Annotated in this window: 14 protein-coding genes; 9 read left to right on the top strand and 5 right to left on the bottom strand. The window is 61.9% G+C overall.

The genetic code is table 11. From position 1 onward, the window contains the following. Positions 1-13 precede the first annotated feature (13 nt). The 4 genes from trpC (at position 14) to QTA57_RS12440 (ending at position 4,986) form a co-directional block, all read left to right on the top strand. On the top strand, positions 14-799 hold the full coding sequence (gene trpC, locus QTA57_RS12455; protein ID WP_290154907.1) for an indole-3-glycerol phosphate synthase TrpC: 786 nt from the start codon (positions 14-16) through the stop codon (positions 797-799). After that, positions 799-1,278, top strand: a complete 480-nt coding sequence (gene moaC, locus QTA57_RS12450; RefSeq protein WP_145208420.1) for a cyclic pyranopterin monophosphate synthase MoaC — start codon at positions 799-801, stop codon at positions 1,276-1,278. The genes trpC and moaC overlap by 1 nt, the downstream gene beginning before the upstream one ends. Continuing rightward, positions 1,275-2,459 carry a molybdopterin molybdotransferase MoeA gene (locus QTA57_RS12445; RefSeq protein ID WP_290151773.1) on the top strand — a complete coding sequence of 395 codons (1,185 nt, stop codon included), beginning with the start codon at positions 1,275-1,277 and terminating at the stop codon, positions 2,457-2,459. Before moaC ends, QTA57_RS12445 begins: the two co-directional genes overlap by 4 nt. Before the next feature lie 112 nt (positions 2,460-2,571). After that, positions 2,572-4,986: a GcvT family protein gene (locus QTA57_RS12440; protein WP_290151772.1), complete on the top strand. Its 2,415-nt coding sequence runs from the start codon at positions 2,572-2,574 to the stop codon at positions 4,984-4,986. Here the strand turns inward: QTA57_RS12440 and QTA57_RS12435 are convergent. Beyond that, positions 4,969-5,853: a LysR substrate-binding domain-containing protein gene (locus tag QTA57_RS12435; RefSeq protein WP_290151771.1), complete on the bottom strand. Its 885-nt coding sequence runs from the start codon at positions 5,851-5,853 to the stop codon at positions 4,969-4,971. The genes QTA57_RS12440 and QTA57_RS12435 overlap by 18 nt on opposite strands. A gap of 239 nt (positions 5,854-6,092) precedes the next feature. On the opposite strand from QTA57_RS12435, the gene lexA reads away from it, so the two are divergent. Then, positions 6,093-6,782, top strand: coding sequence for a transcriptional repressor LexA (gene lexA, locus QTA57_RS12430; protein WP_290151769.1), 690 nt, complete (start codon positions 6,093-6,095; stop codon positions 6,780-6,782). On the opposite strand, the gene QTA57_RS12425 is transcribed toward lexA, so the two are convergent. Next, entirely contained in the window at positions 6,779-8,977 is a 2,199-nt protein-coding gene (locus QTA57_RS12425) for a ComEC/Rec2 family competence protein (RefSeq protein ID WP_290151767.1), read from the bottom strand. The two genes, lexA and QTA57_RS12425, sit on opposite strands and share 4 nt — an antisense overlap. 101 nt (positions 8,978-9,078) lie before the next feature. Between QTA57_RS12425 and gltX the strand changes: the two genes are divergently transcribed. From gltX to QTA57_RS12410, 3 genes are all read left to right on the top strand, one after another. Next, positions 9,079-10,497 (top strand): glutamate--tRNA ligase, encoded by a 1,419-nt coding sequence (gltX, locus tag QTA57_RS12420; RefSeq protein ID WP_290151765.1) that lies wholly within the window; start codon positions 9,079-9,081, stop codon positions 10,495-10,497. A gap of 101 nt (positions 10,498-10,598) precedes the next feature. Further along, positions 10,599-11,891, top strand: a complete 1,293-nt coding sequence (gene gltA / locus QTA57_RS12415; RefSeq protein WP_145208407.1) for a citrate synthase — start codon at positions 10,599-10,601, stop codon at positions 11,889-11,891. A 159-nt stretch (positions 11,892-12,050) separates the two neighbouring features. Then, positions 12,051-12,989 carry a nucleoside hydrolase gene (locus tag QTA57_RS12410; RefSeq protein ID WP_290151762.1) on the top strand — a complete coding sequence of 313 codons (939 nt, stop codon included), beginning with the start codon at positions 12,051-12,053 and terminating at the stop codon, positions 12,987-12,989. On the opposite strand, the gene QTA57_RS12405 is transcribed toward QTA57_RS12410, so the two are convergent. Both QTA57_RS12405 and QTA57_RS12400 read right to left on the bottom strand, forming a co-directional pair. After that, positions 12,986-13,459 (bottom strand): hypothetical protein, encoded by a 474-nt coding sequence (locus QTA57_RS12405; RefSeq protein WP_290151759.1) that lies wholly within the window; start codon positions 13,457-13,459, stop codon positions 12,986-12,988. The two genes, QTA57_RS12410 and QTA57_RS12405, sit on opposite strands and share 4 nt — an antisense overlap. Beyond that, positions 13,446-13,706, bottom strand: a complete 261-nt coding sequence (locus tag QTA57_RS12400; protein WP_290151757.1) for a hypothetical protein — start codon at positions 13,704-13,706, stop codon at positions 13,446-13,448. The genes QTA57_RS12405 and QTA57_RS12400 overlap by 14 nt, the downstream gene beginning before the upstream one ends. A gap of 119 nt (positions 13,707-13,825) precedes the next feature. Between QTA57_RS12400 and QTA57_RS12395 the strand changes: the two genes are divergently transcribed. After that, positions 13,826-15,262, top strand: a complete 1,437-nt coding sequence (locus QTA57_RS12395) for a protein adenylyltransferase SelO (RefSeq protein WP_290151755.1) — start codon at positions 13,826-13,828, stop codon at positions 15,260-15,262. Here QTA57_RS12395 and QTA57_RS12390 read toward each other — a convergent pair. Continuing rightward, the gene (locus QTA57_RS12390; protein ID WP_171559282.1) at positions 15,259-15,912 is read right to left on the bottom strand and encodes a hypothetical protein; all 654 of its coding nucleotides are present in this window, start codon (positions 15,910-15,912) and stop codon (positions 15,259-15,261) included. The genes QTA57_RS12395 and QTA57_RS12390 overlap by 4 nt on opposite strands. Positions 15,913-15,915 lie beyond the last annotated feature (3 nt).

The following is a 15,915-nucleotide window of genomic DNA, read 5'->3' as shown; positions in this document are numbered from 1 at the left end:
ATTCTTTGAGAAGATCAAGGCTTACAAGCTGGACGACATCGCCGCGCGCAAGCAAGAGCGGCCTCTTGAAACCGTCGAGGCCGAGGCCCGCGCCGCCGATCCGGTGCGCCCCTTTGCCGATGCGCTTCACGCCGCTGTTCGCGAAGGCTATGGCTTGATTGCCGAGATTAAAAAGGCGAGCCCGTCGAAAGGTTTGATCCGCGCCGATTTTGACCCGCCCGCCTTGGCCGAAGCTTATGCGGCCGGTGGTGCGACCTGTCTGAGCGTGTTGACCGATGGGCCAAGCTTTCAGGGCGATGACAGCTATCTGGTCGCGGCGCGCGCCGCGTGCGAGCTGCCCGTTTTGCGCAAGGATTTCCTCTATGACCCCTATCAAGTGGCCGAAGCGCGCGCGCTTGGGGCCGACTGCATTCTGATCATCATGGCGAGCCTCGATGATGGTCAAGCGGCGGAGCTTGAAGCGGCCGCGGCGGATTGGGGCATGGACGCGCTGATCGAAGTGCATGACGAGGCGGAGCTTGAGCGAGCCAGCCGCCTATCCTCGCGCCTCGTTGGTATAAATAACCGCGATCTCAATACCTTCGAGACCTCTCTTGATGTGACCCGACGGCTGGTCCGGATGATCCCCGATGACCGGCTTGTGGTGGCCGAAAGCGGCCTGTCCACCCCGGAGGATCTCGCCGATATGGCGCAATATGGCGCGCGCTGTTTCTTAATCGGCGAAAGCCTGATGCGGCAGGAGGATGTGGCGCAAGCCACCAGAAACCTGCTGGCCAATCCCTTAAAAGCGGGGCTCTGATGCCAGATCTCACTCATTTCGACGCCGAGGGGCAGGCCCATATGGTCGATGTCTCGGAAAAACCAGTTACCGCGCGGGTCGCGACAGCGGGCGCTTGGGTCAAAATGCGGCCCGAGACCCTTGATCTGGTTGAAAAGGGGATCGCCAAGAAGGGCGATGTTTTGGGCGTGGCGCGGCTGGCCGGGATTATGGGAACCAAACGCACCGCCGATCTGATCCCGCTCTGCCACCCTCTGCCGGTGACCAAGGTGGCCATGGAGCTTGACCCCGATCGCGATCTGCCGGGTGTGCGGATCAAAGCAACCGTCAAGACCAATGGGCAGACCGGCGTCGAAATGGAAGCACTTATGGCGGCGTCAACGGCCGCGCTGACGGTCTATGATATGCTGAAAGCCGCCGACCGAGCGATGGAAATCGGCGGCCTGCGCGTCTTGTTGAAAGATGGCGGCAAATCCGGCCGGTTCGAGGCCGACACGTGATCACTGTTGCCGAAGCGCTGGCCCAATGCCTTGCCCTGACCCGGGTGTTGGAGGTTGAAGACGTACCGCTGGCCGAGGCCGCGGGCCGAGTCCTGGCGCGGTCCGTCTTGGCCGAGCGGGACCAGCCGCCCTTCGCCGCCTCCGCCATGGACGGCTATGCCGTGCGGAGCGACGACGCCACCTCCGGGGCGCAGTTCCGCGTTATTGGAGAGGCTGCCGCCGGCCATGTTTGGCATGGTCAGATCGGCGGTGGCGAGGCGCTGCGCATCTTCACCGGCGCGCCGGTGCCCGAGGGCGCGGATAGGATCATCATCCAAGAAGACGTCACCCGGGATGGCGAGCGGATCACCCTTGGCGACAAACTTGATCAAAAGACCCATATCCGCCCCTCGGGCGGCGATTTCCGCAAAGGCCACAGGATCGAAGCGCCGCGCCGACTGAGCCCGGCAGATATCGCGCTGGCCGCCTCGATGAACCACGCCACCCTGCCCGTCACGCGGCGGCCCGAGGTGGCGTTGATCGCCACCGGCGACGAGTTGGTGCAGCCTGGCGAGACGCCGCGCCCGGATCAGATCATCGCGTCGAACACCTATGGGTTGAAAGCGCTGATCGAGGCAGAGGGTGGCCATGCCCGGATGTTGCCCATCGCGCGGGACACCCGCGAAAGCCTGGAACACGTGCTTGGGTTGGCCGCAGGTGCGGACCTGATCGTGACCATTGGCGGCGCCTCGGTGGGCGATCATGATCTGGTTGGCGAGGTGGCTGCTGCGATGGGGCTGGAGCGGTCCTTCTATAAGATTGCGATGCGGCCCGGCAAACCTTTGATGGCGGGGCGGCTGGCGACATCAGCTCTTGTTGGACTGCCCGGTAATCCCGTTTCGTCAATGGTTTGCGGTCATCTCTTCATCGTTCCGATGCTGCATGCTTTCCTTGGCCTGCCGACGGGTGAGCGGCGCTTGACCCATGCCCGGCTCGCCGTCGACCTGTCTGCGAACGGCCCGCGTGAGCATTATATGCGTGCACGCCTGATCCCCGGCAACGGATTGCCTGAGATCACGCCTTTTGATGCGCAGGACAGCTCGCTCCTGACCCGCTTGGCCGATGCCGACGCGCTCTTGGTCCGACCGCCGCATCAAGAACCGCAAACCGCCGGCGCAATTGTCGAAGCCTTGCTGATTTGACACCATGACCCCAAAGAAGCGGGGGCATTGCCATAAGATTTTTTCTTTGCCGATCCGGAGCCAGCCCTCTACCCGTGTGTGAGGCGCGCTTGTTGGCAGAGGACAGAACCCGATGAAAACACATGCTCAGGCCGTGGTGATTGGCGGCGGGTTGGTCGGGTGCTCCATCCTCTACCATCTGGCGAAACTCGGCTGGAAAGATGTAGTGCTGCTGGAGCGGGATGAGTTGACCTCGGGCTCCACCTGGCATGCGGCGGCCAATATCCACGGATTGCATGACAACACCAATATCAGCCGCATCCAGCATTACACGATGAACCTCTACAAGGCGTTGGAGGCGGAAACCGGCCAAGGCTGCGGCGTGTTCCAACCCGGCTCGCTCTATCTCGCCCAAACCGAAGACCGTGAGCATCAGTTGCGCCTGCAAGAGGCCAAGGCGCGCTATTACAAGATGAATTTCCATGAAATCAGCCGCGATGAGGCCGAGCGCCTGCATCCCCTGGTCGATTTCGACGGCATCCGCTGCATTATGTATGAGCCCGATGGCGGCAATGTGGACCCATCCGGCGTGACCATGGCCTATGCCGCAGGCGCGCGCGCGATGGGGGCCGAGATCCACCGCTTCACGCCCGTCACCGCGACCCGGCAACAGCCAGATGGGACCTGGATCGTCGAGACGCCGAACGGCGATATCCAGGCCGATTGGGTGATCAATGCCGCCGGGCTTTGGGGGCGTGAAGTCGCCGCCCTTGCCGGAATCGACCTGCCGCTGCAACCGACCGAGCACCAGTATTTCGTCACCGAAACCATCGACGAGATCGTCGCCCAGGGCACCCGCCTGCCCTCCGTCGCCGATCGCGATGGGGAGTATTACTTGCGCCAGGAAGGTCAGGGCTTGCTGATCGGTGCTTATGAGCGCGACATGCGGTTTTGGGCTGAGGATGGCACCCCGCAGGGCTTCGGCCATGAGCTTTTTGCCGATGACCTGGACCGGATCATGGAAAACGTTATGCGCGCGATGGAGCGGGTCCCGGCGGCCGCCAATGCCGGCGTGAAACGGGTGATCAACGGGCCGATGATCTGGTCACCGGACAGTTCCGCGCTCTTTGGCCCAGTGCCGGAGCGGCGGAACTATTTCTGCTGCAACGGCATCATCCCCGGCTTCTCACAATCCGGTGGCCTCGGCCTTTTGGCGGCGGAATGGATCATCGAGGGCGAGCCGAAGCTCGACATGTTTGGCTGGGACCTGGCGCGCTATGGCTCCTGGGCAGGGAAGGCCTTCACCAAGGCCCGGGTTGAGGACCAATATGCCAACCGCTTCGCGATCCATTTCCCAAATGAGGAGCGCAGCGCCGGGCGCCCTGCGCGGGTGCGACCAGCCTATGAGATGCAAGCGGAAATGGGCGCGGTTTTTGGGATGAACTGTGGCTGGGAACATCCGCTTTGGTTCGCCGATGAGCCGGGCGTGACCGAGACCATCGGGTTCAAGCGGCAGAACTGGTTTGAGCCGGTGGGCCGCGAGGTTCAAATGCTGCGCAACCACGTGGGCGTGCTCGATATCTCCAATTTCGCCAATTACGAGATCAAAGGCCCAGGCGCGCAGGCTTGGCTCGATGCGCTTCTGGCCAATCGCGTTCCGGCGGAGATCGGGCGGTCCTGCCTCGCGCCGCTCATCGGCGTGCGCGGCGGCGTGGCGGGCGATTTCACCGTCACCAAACTGGCCGAAGACCACTACATGATGATCGGATCCGGCATGGCCGAGCGCTATCATCAGCGGTTCTTCAATATGGTGCCCCTGCCGGACGGCACCACCTTCGAAAACCGCATCGACGCGCTTTGCGGCATGAATATCGCCGGGCCGAAATCTCGCGAACTGTTGCAGCGCTTGACCAATGAAGACCTCTCCAACGACGCCTTCCGCTTTATGCGCTCGCGGCAGATGGTTGTGGCGGGCGTGCCGGTTGTGGCGCTGCGGGTGTCCTTCACCGGCGATCTCGGGTGGGAGTTGCATTGCGAGGCAGATCAGCAGGTGGCCCTCTATACCGCGCTCATTGAGGCCGCCCGCGACCTCGGCGGCGGGCCAGTTGGCAGCCGGGCCCTCGGGTCGCTTCGGATCGAGAAGGGCTATGGCTCCTGGGGGCGTGAATATAGCCCGGAATACTGGCCGCAGGAGCTTGGCCTGGAGCGCTTGATCAAGCTCGACAAGGCGTTCCTGCACAAAGACGCCTTTCTGGCGCTGGCCGACAACGAACCGCGCGAGACCTTGCAGATATTCGAGATGGAGGCTCGCGACGCTGATGCCAGCGGCGGCGAGCCGATATTCCGGCCCGATGGTACGGCGGTCGGCCGTGTCTCCTCCGGCGCCTATTCCGCGCATACCGGCAAATCCCTGGCACTCGGCTTTGCCAAAACCGGCACAGTGCAGCCCGGCGACGAAGTGGAGATTTATGTTCTGGGTCAGGCCCATAAGGCCCGCATATTGGCCGAGCCGCCATTCGATCCGGGCGGGCTACGGCTCCGCAGCTGATCTCTCTAAAAGCCAGTCTCGGAACCGCCGGGCCGAGGGCTTCAACGCCCGAACCGGACGGGTGAGGTAGTAACTCCACGGGCTTTCCACCGCGCAAGGAAACGGCTCGATCAGCACATTCCGGTCGAGATAGGGCAGCGCCAGGGAGCGCAGAACCGCGACGCATCCCAACCCGTTCGCCGCCAGTTCCAGCGCCACATTGGAGGAGTTCGACCGCACTCCGCCCTGCAGATCGAGATTGTCGAGCCCCAATCCATCGGCCACCGCGCCCCAGCAATCCTGCCGCGTCAGAATATGGATCAGATCGGCGTTGGCCAATTGTTCGGGCCGCGACAGCGCTTCGCCCGCCACCTGATAGCCCGGTGCGGAAACCACGGTCAGTTCTTCCGACGCCAGGAGCGCATCGCCCGGCAACACCGCGTCTTGGCGTTTGATCTCGATGGTCAGATCGGCCACTTCGCCCACGCTGTCGGCCCAGATCGTGCCGTTTAAGGTGATCGTGTAACCGGGGTGATCCGCCAGAAATGCGGCGACCTGGGCCGCGAGCCAGTTCTCCGCCAAGCTGATCGGGCAGGAGATCACCACGGTCTGATCATGGGTCCGGGTGACGATCGCCTCGGTCGCGTCTTCGATCTGCTGCAAGGCACGACGGAGGCCGGGCAGATAGGCCTGCCCAGGCCCGGTCAGCTCCAAGCTGCGGGCATGACGGATAAAGAGCGGTTTTCCGAGATACTCTTCCAAGGACCGCACATGATTAGAGATCGCGGCCTGGGTATAGTTCAACTCATCGGCAGCCGCGGTGAAGCTCAGATGCCGCGCCGCGGCCTCGAAGGATCGGATATGGGTCAGATAGGGTTTATGGTCCATGCGGATCGGGCCTCCTCCACCACCATTGCTCCCTGAAAATCCATCGGGGGAAAAGCTAAGACTGCGCCATGACCAAGAAAATCGATGTCATGAGATGTCAGGATGGCAGGCCGACGCGGTCAGATTACCCTTGGGCGGAGAAGAATTACCCCCTCGCACCCGATTCGTTGACACAGAGGGGGAACAGGGGTAGAACATTCCCTGAACGAGGCCCTTATCGAACAGGCGGAGGCAATCAAATGCTGACGAAGAAACAGCTCGACCTTTTGGAGTTTATCCACAAGCGGATGCAACGCGATGGCGTGCCGCCCTCTTTTGATGAAATGAAAGAGGCGCTGGATTTGCGCTCGAAATCCGGCATTCACCGGCTGATCACGGCACTTGAGGAGCGAGGGTTCATCCGCCGACTGGCCCATCGCGCCCGTGCGATCGAGATTGTGAAATTGCCCGAGGCGCTGGAAGCGAAAACCGGCTTCACACCGCGCGTGATCGAAGGTGATCGGAGCGCCCCGCCCGCGGGCGCGATGCCGGTCAGCGGGGTCGGTGCGATGGACCTGCCGGTGATGGGCCGGATCGCCGCGGGGACACCGATTGAAGCGATCAGCCAGGTGGCGACCCATGTGACCGTACCGCAGCAGATGGTGGGCACGAACAAGCACCACTACGCGCTTGAGGTCAAAGGCGATTCCATGATCGAGGCCGGGATCAACAATGGCGATATCGTCGTGATTGAAGAAAGCGCGACCGCCGATAATGGTGATATCGTCGTGGCGCTGGTCGAAGATCAGGAGGCGACACTGAAACGCTTCCGGCAGAAGGGCAATATGGTTGCGCTTGAAGCTGCAAACCCGGCATATGAGACCCGCATGCTGCGCGACGATCAGGTTAAGGTGCAGGGTAAATTGGTCGGGTTGATCCGCACCTATTAACGCCCGCGCGTCCACAGCCGCGCGCCTTGCAGGGCGCGCGCGGTGGTGAATTCGACGCGATCCTTGGTGACATAGAGGGAAATCGCGCCGGTTTCGGCCAATGTGTCACCCGAAATCAACAGGCACGGGGCATCGGGGGTGATGGCCGGCAGGTCCTCGGCATAGGCCGCGCGGTCCACCTGATCCGGCGACAGCGTCGCCCCAATCCAATCCACACGTTCAACAGCCGAAAGATGTGACCCCGTTTCTTCCGCCATTGGCACGAGGTCGGGCGCGTAATCCCGCAACCGCTCAGAAACCAAGACAATGTCATGGCGAGCGCAGGCGGCTTCCATCTCGCGCGCCGCGCGGCGACCAGCCCCATGCCAGAGGCTATGACCGCTCTCCAAAACAACATGCCAGCCCTCCCCCTCGGCCTGCCAGCCCGGGCGGATGGCAGCCTCGGGCTGATCCGCCCGATCCCCATCATTCTCGAGCCAGATCCCGGCAACAAACCCGTCTCCCCGTGGCTTGGTCAGGGCGCGCCCCTCCGATGTTTCAAGCCCCGCCAAGCGCCCGGAGGAAGACAATAGCAAATCGGGCCGGTCGCTGCCTGACCAGATCACCAAAGCGAGCGCCACCGGCGCAAACCCCAGGAGTCGTGCCCGGCCCTGCCAAAGGATGACGAAAATTACCCCGAGGCTGATCGCCGCCAAAACGCCGGCAGGCGGCGCGACGATCGGGCGCGTCGCGCCCGGCAGTGTGGCGACTTCATGGGCGACAGCCAAAATCCAAACCAGGCCCTTCTCCATCGTCCAAAACGCGATCTCTTCGAGGCCAAGCGGCCAGAGCAATGCTGCGAAAACCGCACAAGGGATCACGACGCTGCCCATCACCGGCACCGTCAACAGATTGGCCAAGAGCCCATAGACCGCCACTTGATTGAAATGCGCTGCAGAGAAAGGCGCGGTGGCCGCGCCCGCCACAACGGAAGAAATCACCAGCGCCACCACGCCCTTGGACCAAACCGGCAGATCGGTCAGCCACCGATGGCCGCGCAAAGCGTTGAACACGGCCACAAGCGCTGCGGTCGCGGCAAAGGACATCTGAAACCCAGGGCTGAGCAAGGTCTCAGGACGGTGCGCCAGGACAATCAGGGCCGCAATCGCCACCGAGCGGAGCGTGATCGCCCGCCGATCGAGCAAGACGGCGGTGAACATCACCGCCACCTGGATAAAGGCCCGTTCCGTCGCGACATTTCCACCGGAGAGGGCCAGGTAAAACGCCCCTGCCCCCAAGGCCGCCAGCGCCGCCCATTTGCGGATCGGATAACGCAGCGCCAGAGCCGGGATAAGCGCCAGAACAAAGCGCAGAGCGGCATAGACGAACCCGGTCAACAGCCCCATATGCAACCCTGAGATCGCCAGCAGATGCGCGATGTTCGCGCGGCGCATATCCTCCAGCGGTCCGGCGGAGAGACCGGAGCGGTCGCCGCTCAGCACTGCCGCCGCAAACGCGCCCGCCTCCCCCGGAATCCGTGCCTGGATCGCGGCTGACAGGTCCAGCCGCAGATGGGTCAGCGGCAAGGCCCAACCTTCACGTGGTTCCAGAAGCAATGCCGGCACGCGGGTATACCCCACCGCACCGATTTCGAGGAACCAGGCATGGCGCTGAAAATCGAAACCGCCAGGCTCGGCGGGCCCCTCGGGCGGCCCCAGATGGCCGGTCATCATCACCCGCGCCCCCGGTTCAGGGGTGAGCCAGCGCTGCTCCCCATGTAGGGAGACCCGAACCCGATTGGGCACGCGTTCGGGCGATGTCCGTTCCAACACAACCTGATCCAAGGTTAGCCGGATCGCATCGGAGGCTGAACGATCAATCGCCACGATCCGCCCCTCGATCGGCCCGTAATAGCGGAACTCCAGCACCGGCCCCGCGGCATCATGGGCGCGAAACCCGGCCAGGCACAGACCTAACACGACGAGGAGAAGTGCCGTGACAGCGGGGCCCGCCACTTCTCGCCAACGCCATGCGATCGCTGCTGCGACGAGTGCCAGCAGAAGCGCCAAACTGTAGACAGGCCAACCGGGCTCCACCCGAAACCCAAAATACCACGCCACACCGAGACCGAGGAAAACGGGCGCCCACGGCATCAGCGCCCCGCGCTGGCTTTGCTGAACCCGGTCGATCAGATGCCAGAGGCGCACCCTTGTCACCTCCCGCGCGGTTGCCTAAACACTCGCTTAACACCTACCCACCTCATGGTTTCCAAGACGTTAACGCGCGCGATCCAGACCCCGCGCCGAAAAGGATGAAGATGGCCGATACGCCTGCACCCGTGGTCACCCGCTTTGCCCCCTCGCCCACCGGTTTTCTGCATATCGGGGGCGCACGCACGGCGCTGTTCAACTGGCTCTACGCCCGCGGCCGGGGCGGCAAGTTTGTGCTTCGGATCGAAGACACGGATCGGGAGCGCTCGACCCCCGAGGCCACACAAGCGATCCTGAACGGGCTCGCCTGGCTTGGCCTCGATTGGGACGGAGAACCGATCAGTCAGTTCGCTGGCCGCGACCGTCACGCGGAGGTCGCGACGGAGATGTTGGCGCAAGGGTCAGCCTATAAATGCTTCTCCACCCAAGAGGAGATCGCCGCATTCCGCGATGCCGCCCGTGCCGAGGGCCGCTCCACGCTCTTCCTCTCTCCCTGGCGCGATGTGCCGGAAGATCAACACCCGGATGCGCCCTTTGTGATCCGCCTGAAAGCGCCGCGCGACGGGCAAACCGTGATCGAAGACGCCGTTCAGGGCGCCGTGACGGTGCGCAACGATCAGCTCGACGATATGATCCTGCTCCGCTCCGACGGCACACCGACCTATATGCACGCAGTTGTGGTGGATGATCACGACATGGGCATCACTCATGTGATCCGTGGCGACGACCATCTCAACAACGCCGCGCGGCAGGCGCAGATCTATACCGCGATGGGCTGGGATTTGCCGGTCTTCGCCCATATCCCGCTGATCCATGGGCCAGATGGTAAGAAGCTTTCGAAACGCCACGGCGCGCTTGGCGTCGAAGAATATGCCGCCATGGGCTATCCGCCCGCCGCGATGCGCAACTATCTGGCTCGGCTCGGGTGGTCCCATGGCGATGATGAGCTTTTCACCGATGCGCAGGCATTGGAATGGTTCGACCTGGGCGGAGTTGGCAAATCGCCCGCCCGGCTCGACTTCAAAAAGCTGGAACATGTGGCGTCTTGGCATATCGCGCAGATGGATGATGCCGATTTGGTCGAAGAGATCGCTCGGTTTCGGGAGATGACAGACCAGCCAGCTCTTTCGCAGGTGCAGCATAACGGATTGTTGACTGCGATGTATTGCCTCAAGGATCGGGCCAAATCCTTGCCTGATCTGCTTGAAAAGGCCCAATTTGTTATAGCGAAACGGCCACTTGACCGGGATGAAAAGAGCCAGGCGGCGCTGACCGATGTATCCCGTGGTATACTGTTAGAATTGACTACGCAGCTGCAGAATGATAGCTGGTCCCGTGACACGCTTGAGGCGGTCCTGACCACAACGGCCGAGGCCCACGGGCTGAAATTCGGCCAGCTTGCGCAGCCCTTGCGCGCGGCTCTGGCCGGTCGGGCAGCAACGCCCAGTGTCTATGACATGATGCTCGTCATTGGCCGCGATGAAACGATCGCCCGCCTGACGGAGGCCGCCGCCCCCGCCCAATGACGGCGCTTGGGTTCTGGCCAAGAAATCACGGGCCAAGATAAGGCCCCTGGAACGACCCGCCCGGCATCTGGCCGGGTGTGGCCAATTAGGAAGGGACTGAGATGGCTGACAGCAAATCCGCCACGTTAAGCTTCGACGGCAAGACCCTGGAGCTTCCGATGCACTCGCCGACGGCGGGGCCGGATGTGATCGACATCACCAAACTCTATGGTCAGGGCGACGTGTTCACCCACGACCCCGGCTTCACCTCAACCTCGGCCTGCGAAAGCCAGATCACCTTTATCGACGGCGAAAAGGGTGAGCTGCTGCATCGGGGCTATCCAATCGACCAACTGGCGGGCAAGTCGCATTATCTCGAAGTCTGCTATCTGCTGCTTTACGGCGAGTTGCCCAATGCCGCCGAGCTGGAAGATTTCGAAGATCGTGTGACGCGTCACACGATGATCCATGAGCAGATGGCGAATTTCTTCCGTGGCTTCCGCCGTGACGCCCATCCGATGGCGATCATGACCGGTGTGGTCGGGGCGATGTCGGCGTTCTATCACGACTCGACCGATATCAATGACCCTTGGCAGCGCGAAGTGGCGACGATCCGTCTGATCGCGAAAATGCCGACCATCGCGGCGATGGCCTATAAATACACAATCGGGCAGCCGTTTGTGTATCCGCGCAATGATTGTGACTATGCCACGAACTTCCTGCGGATGTGTTTCGCGGTTCCCGCGGAAGAGTATCAGCCGGACCCGATCCTCTCGCGCGCGATGGACCGGATTTTCACGCTGCACGCGGATCATGAGCAAAACGCCTCGACCTCGACCGTGCGTCTGGCGGGCTCCTCCGGCGCGAACCCGTTCGCTTGTATCGCCGCTGGTATCGCCTGTCTCTGGGGCCCGGCCCATGGCGGCGCAAACCAGGCCTGCTTGGAGATGCTGCGGGAGATCGGCACCGTCGACCGGATCCCTGAGTTCATCAACCGCGCCAAAGATCGCGAGGATCCGTTCCGTCTGATGGGCTTCGGCCACAGGGTCTACAAGAACTTCGACCCACGTGCGAAGGTAATGAAAGAAAGCGCCGATGAGGTGCTGGATTTGCTGGGCATCGAGAACAATCCGACGCTGCAGGTTGCCAAGGAACTCGAAAAGATCGCCGTCGAGGATTCCTATTTCCACGACAAGAGACTCTACCCCAATGTGGACTTCTATTCGGGCATCATCCTCGACGCGATGGGCTTCCCGACCTCGATGTTCACCCCGATCTTCGCGCTCAGCCGCACCGTGGGCTGGATCGCGCAGTGGAAAGAGATGATCGCCGACCCATCGGGCAAAATCGGCCGCCCGCGCCAGCTTTATACCGGCGCGACTTATCGCGACTATGTGGATATCGAAAACCGCTAAACGCCGATCCAACCAACAAAAGGCCGCCTCATCCGGGGCGGCCTTTTCCGTTGCGGTTTGGCGTCCCCTTCTCTGCTTCCCAAATATCCCCGCCGGAGGCATTGAATCTTCTGACTGGTCGCGCCAATTTCGCGCCATCTGAATAATAGGACCGTGCCCATGCCCCGCAAAATCATCATCGACACCGATCCGGGCCAAGACGACGCGGTCGCGATCCTTCTGGCCTTGGCGAGCCCCGAAGAGATCGAGGTTTTGGGTGTCACGGCGGTGGCCGGCAATGTGCCGCTTGCGCTGACCCAGAAAAACGCGCGCATCGTCTGCGAATTGGCCGGGCACACGCATATTCCAGTTTTCGCGGGTTGCGACGCCCCATTGGCGCGGAAACTGGTCACCGCGGAACACGTGCATGGCAAAACGGGCCTCGACGGCCCGCAATTGCCTGATCCAACCATGCCGCTGCAGGACAAACACGGCGTCGATTTCATTATCGACACCCTGCGGCAAGCGCCCACTGGCACGGTCACACTCTGCCCGCTTGGGCCGCTCACCAATATTGCGAAGGCCTTCCTGCGCGCCCCAGATATCGTCGAGAAGGTGGCCGAGATTGTGCTGATGGGCGGGGCGTATTTTGAGGTTGGTAACATCACGCCCGCCGCTGAATTTAACATCTATGTCGACCCGCAAGCCGCTGACATCGTGTTTAAATCCGGCATCAGAATCACGGTGATGCCGCTCGACCTGACGCATAAGGCGCTGACCACCGCCGAGCGGGTCGCGACCTTCCGGGCCATGGGCACCCATGTGGGCAAGATGGTGGCGGAATGGACCGATTTTTTCGAACGCTTCGACAAAGAGAAATACGGCTCCGAAGGCGCGCCGCTGCATGACCCCTGCGTCATCGCCTATCTGATCCAACCGGAGTTGTTCCAGGGCCGTTTCGTCAATGTCGAGATCGAAACACAATCGGAACTGACGCTTGGCATGACCGTGGCCGATTGGTGGGGTGTCACCAACCGCGCGCCGAACGCCACCTTCATGGGCGATGTGGATGCGGCGGGGTTCTTTGCCCTGCTCACCGAGCGGATCGCGCGGCTTTAGGCGACCTTGGCCAGCGGGTGAAACACCCCAAATGGCAGCGGCACCAGATCCGGCGCCACCCAGTAACGTCGTGCGGAGGGCGCAAACAGCGTCTCGCGCCGCCAATGACGGAGCAGCCAGTTGGGGTCGCCGAACTCTGCCGAGAAAATCGCCGCCAGAACCTCCGAGTTGTCCGCGCCCGGCATCTGCGCCATCTGATGCGCTGCCGCCGCGATTGAGGCGAGCGTGATCGTTTCGTGATACCCTTCGCTGTCACTATTCACCCCGCCATGGGCCTCGTTGAAAGCGCGGATCATCCCAGGCATCTCCTGCGCCACCCAAGCCGGATTGTGACCGGCCAGCAGCCAAATTACCGCCGCCCAATGCGCCTGATGCGAGAATTCCGAGGCCGGTAGGCTGCGATCCGCAAACCCCTCACCGATATAGGAAATCCACGCATCATCGCGGACCGGTTGCTCACCTTTTGCCATCTTTCCCCTCCTGATCTGGGTGCATATGACTGTCCGTCGCAACCCAATCGCAGCCATAGATGCCCTTGATCCGCCCGATCACCTCAAGCTGCTCATCGGTGAAGGCCTGCTTGTTCTCAAGCCCGTGCAGAATGATCCCCTCCAACAGATCGCTGAGCGTCATATCGAGGTATTCCGCCAAGCCTTTCAGGGTTTTCAAAAGTGGTGTGTAAAGGCGCACCCCGGTCTGTGTACGGTCAACGGCCATATCGAGTCTCCAATCTGGTAACTTGTTACCTAGGTTTGCGAGATATGTCCAGCGGTCACCTTTGCAAGGGACCGACACAGGACTACCTAAAGAGGAGCGAACAGAAGGCACCCGCGTTTATGCAAATCCCGTTTGACAATTCCTATGCCCGCTTGCCCGATCGGTTCTTCACGGCCCTACCTCCGACCCCGGTCGCGACCCCCGGCCTGATCGCCGTCAACCGCCCCCTGGCCAAGGAACTCGGCATCATTCTGCCGGAAGATGAGGCGGAGATTGCCGCGATTTTTGCCGGCAACACCCTGCCCGACGGCGCGGCTCCTTTGGCGCAAGCCTATGCCGGGCATCAATTTGGCGGATGGGTGCCGCAGCTTGGCGATGGCCGGGCAGTGCTTCTCGGCGAAGTTGTCGATCAGAAAGGCCAACGGCGCGACATCCAACTCAAAGGTGCCGGGCGAACGCCCTATTCTCGCCGGGGAGATGGGCGCGCCTGGCTCGGGCCGGTCTTACGCGAATATCTGATCTCTGAAGCGATGTTTGCGCTTGGCATTCCGACGACCCGCGCCCTGGCCGCCGTGACCACCGGCGAAGCCGTCCTGCGCGAAACGGCGCTGCCAGGTGCCATCGTCACCCGCGTCGCCGCCAGCCATATCCGTGTTGGCACGTTCCAGTATTTCGCGGCGCGGCAAGACGCCGACGCGCTTCAGGCACTTGCCGATCATGCCATTGCACGCCATTACCCAGAGGCGGACGGCCCGCTTGGGCTTCTGCAAGCCGTTGTGGCGGCGCAAGCGGAGTTGATCGCGGGTTGGATGGGGGTTGGCTTCATCCACGGCGTGATGAACACCGACAATATGTCGATCGCGGGCGAAACAATCGACTACGGGCCTTGCGCCTTCATGGATGCCTATCACTCCGAAAAAGTATTCAGCTCCATCGACCAATTCGGGCGCTATGCCTATGCCAATCAACCCAATGTGGCGGTCTGGAACCTGGCGCAGCTGGCCACGGCCTTGCTACCGCTGATGCCGGACAAGGACGATGCGATAGAGATATTCACCGAGGAGATCAATCGGTTCCCCGATCTGTTCAACACGGCTTGGCATCATATCTTGCGTGGCAAACTGGGCCTGAGCACCGTCGAAGAGGACGATATCGCCCTGGCCTTTGACCTGCTCAATCTGATGGAGACGGGGGCGGCCGATTTCACCCGCACCTTCCGCGCTCTCAGCGGCGCGCAACCGGGCAGCACCATCGAGGAATTCGCCAGCCCGCAGGGGTTCATCGAATGGCTGCCCCGCTGGCAAGACCGCCTCACGCGTGAGCCGGGCGACGACCGAAGCCGCCAGGCCGCCATGCAGGCCGTGAACCCCGCCTTCATACCGCGCAACCACCGTGTCGAAGAGATGATTGAGGCCGCTGTTTCAGGCGAATACGGGCCGTTCTTCAAACTCCATGAGATTTTGAAACGCCCGTTCGACGATCAACCAGAGCACAGCGCCTATCAGACTGCTCCGGGACAGGAGGAAGAGGTCACCCGCACTTTCTGCGGCACCTAGCGGTCGCGGCGCTTACCCGACCGACGGAAGAAGCGGCGATTGTGATGGATGAACTCGTCGATCACGGCCCGGCTGCCGCCGAGGTCACGCCCTTTGAGGTAGAGATACCCGGTGAGCCCGCCAATCCCCGCCCCGATGCAATCGACAATCAGATCGCCCATCGTGTCCATCAGTCCGGACTTCTGCATGTTCAGACCGAAAATCTGATCCATCCCAAACTCGAAAATCTCCCAGGTCACACCAATGGTCACGCCCATGCAGAAGGCGATCATCCCGAGTGCCCAGGCGGGCGCGGCATAGCGATCCCCCTCAAACAGGATAAAGACCAGAAGAAACCCAATCAGGCCGAACCCGACCGCCGACAACCCATGCAGCGCGATATCCCACCACCAATACCGTTCGTAGAAATCATAGACTTCGCCCAGAAACAGTGTGGCGAAGACAAAGAGCACGATAACCGCAATGAACCGTCGGGGCAGATGCAGCCCAAGTCGCGGCGCGAGTATCATCGGCAGCATCGAGACCAAGATTGTGGCCAGAGCCACGAAAGCGACCGGCCAGCGCGCCGTAGCCAAGGCTGTCAATGCCGACAGCATCAACACACCCCAGATCACATAGGTCAGCCAGAGTTGATCACGCAGGGCCTTCATGCC

It is taken from the genome of Fontisubflavum oceani (assembly GCF_030407165.1).
GTDB classification, from domain to species: Bacteria; Pseudomonadota; Alphaproteobacteria; order Rhodobacterales; family Rhodobacteraceae; genus Rhodophyticola; species Rhodophyticola oceani.
The sequence above is the reverse complement of the archived record's forward strand: the minus strand, read 5'-3'. Positions and strand labels throughout refer to the sequence as shown.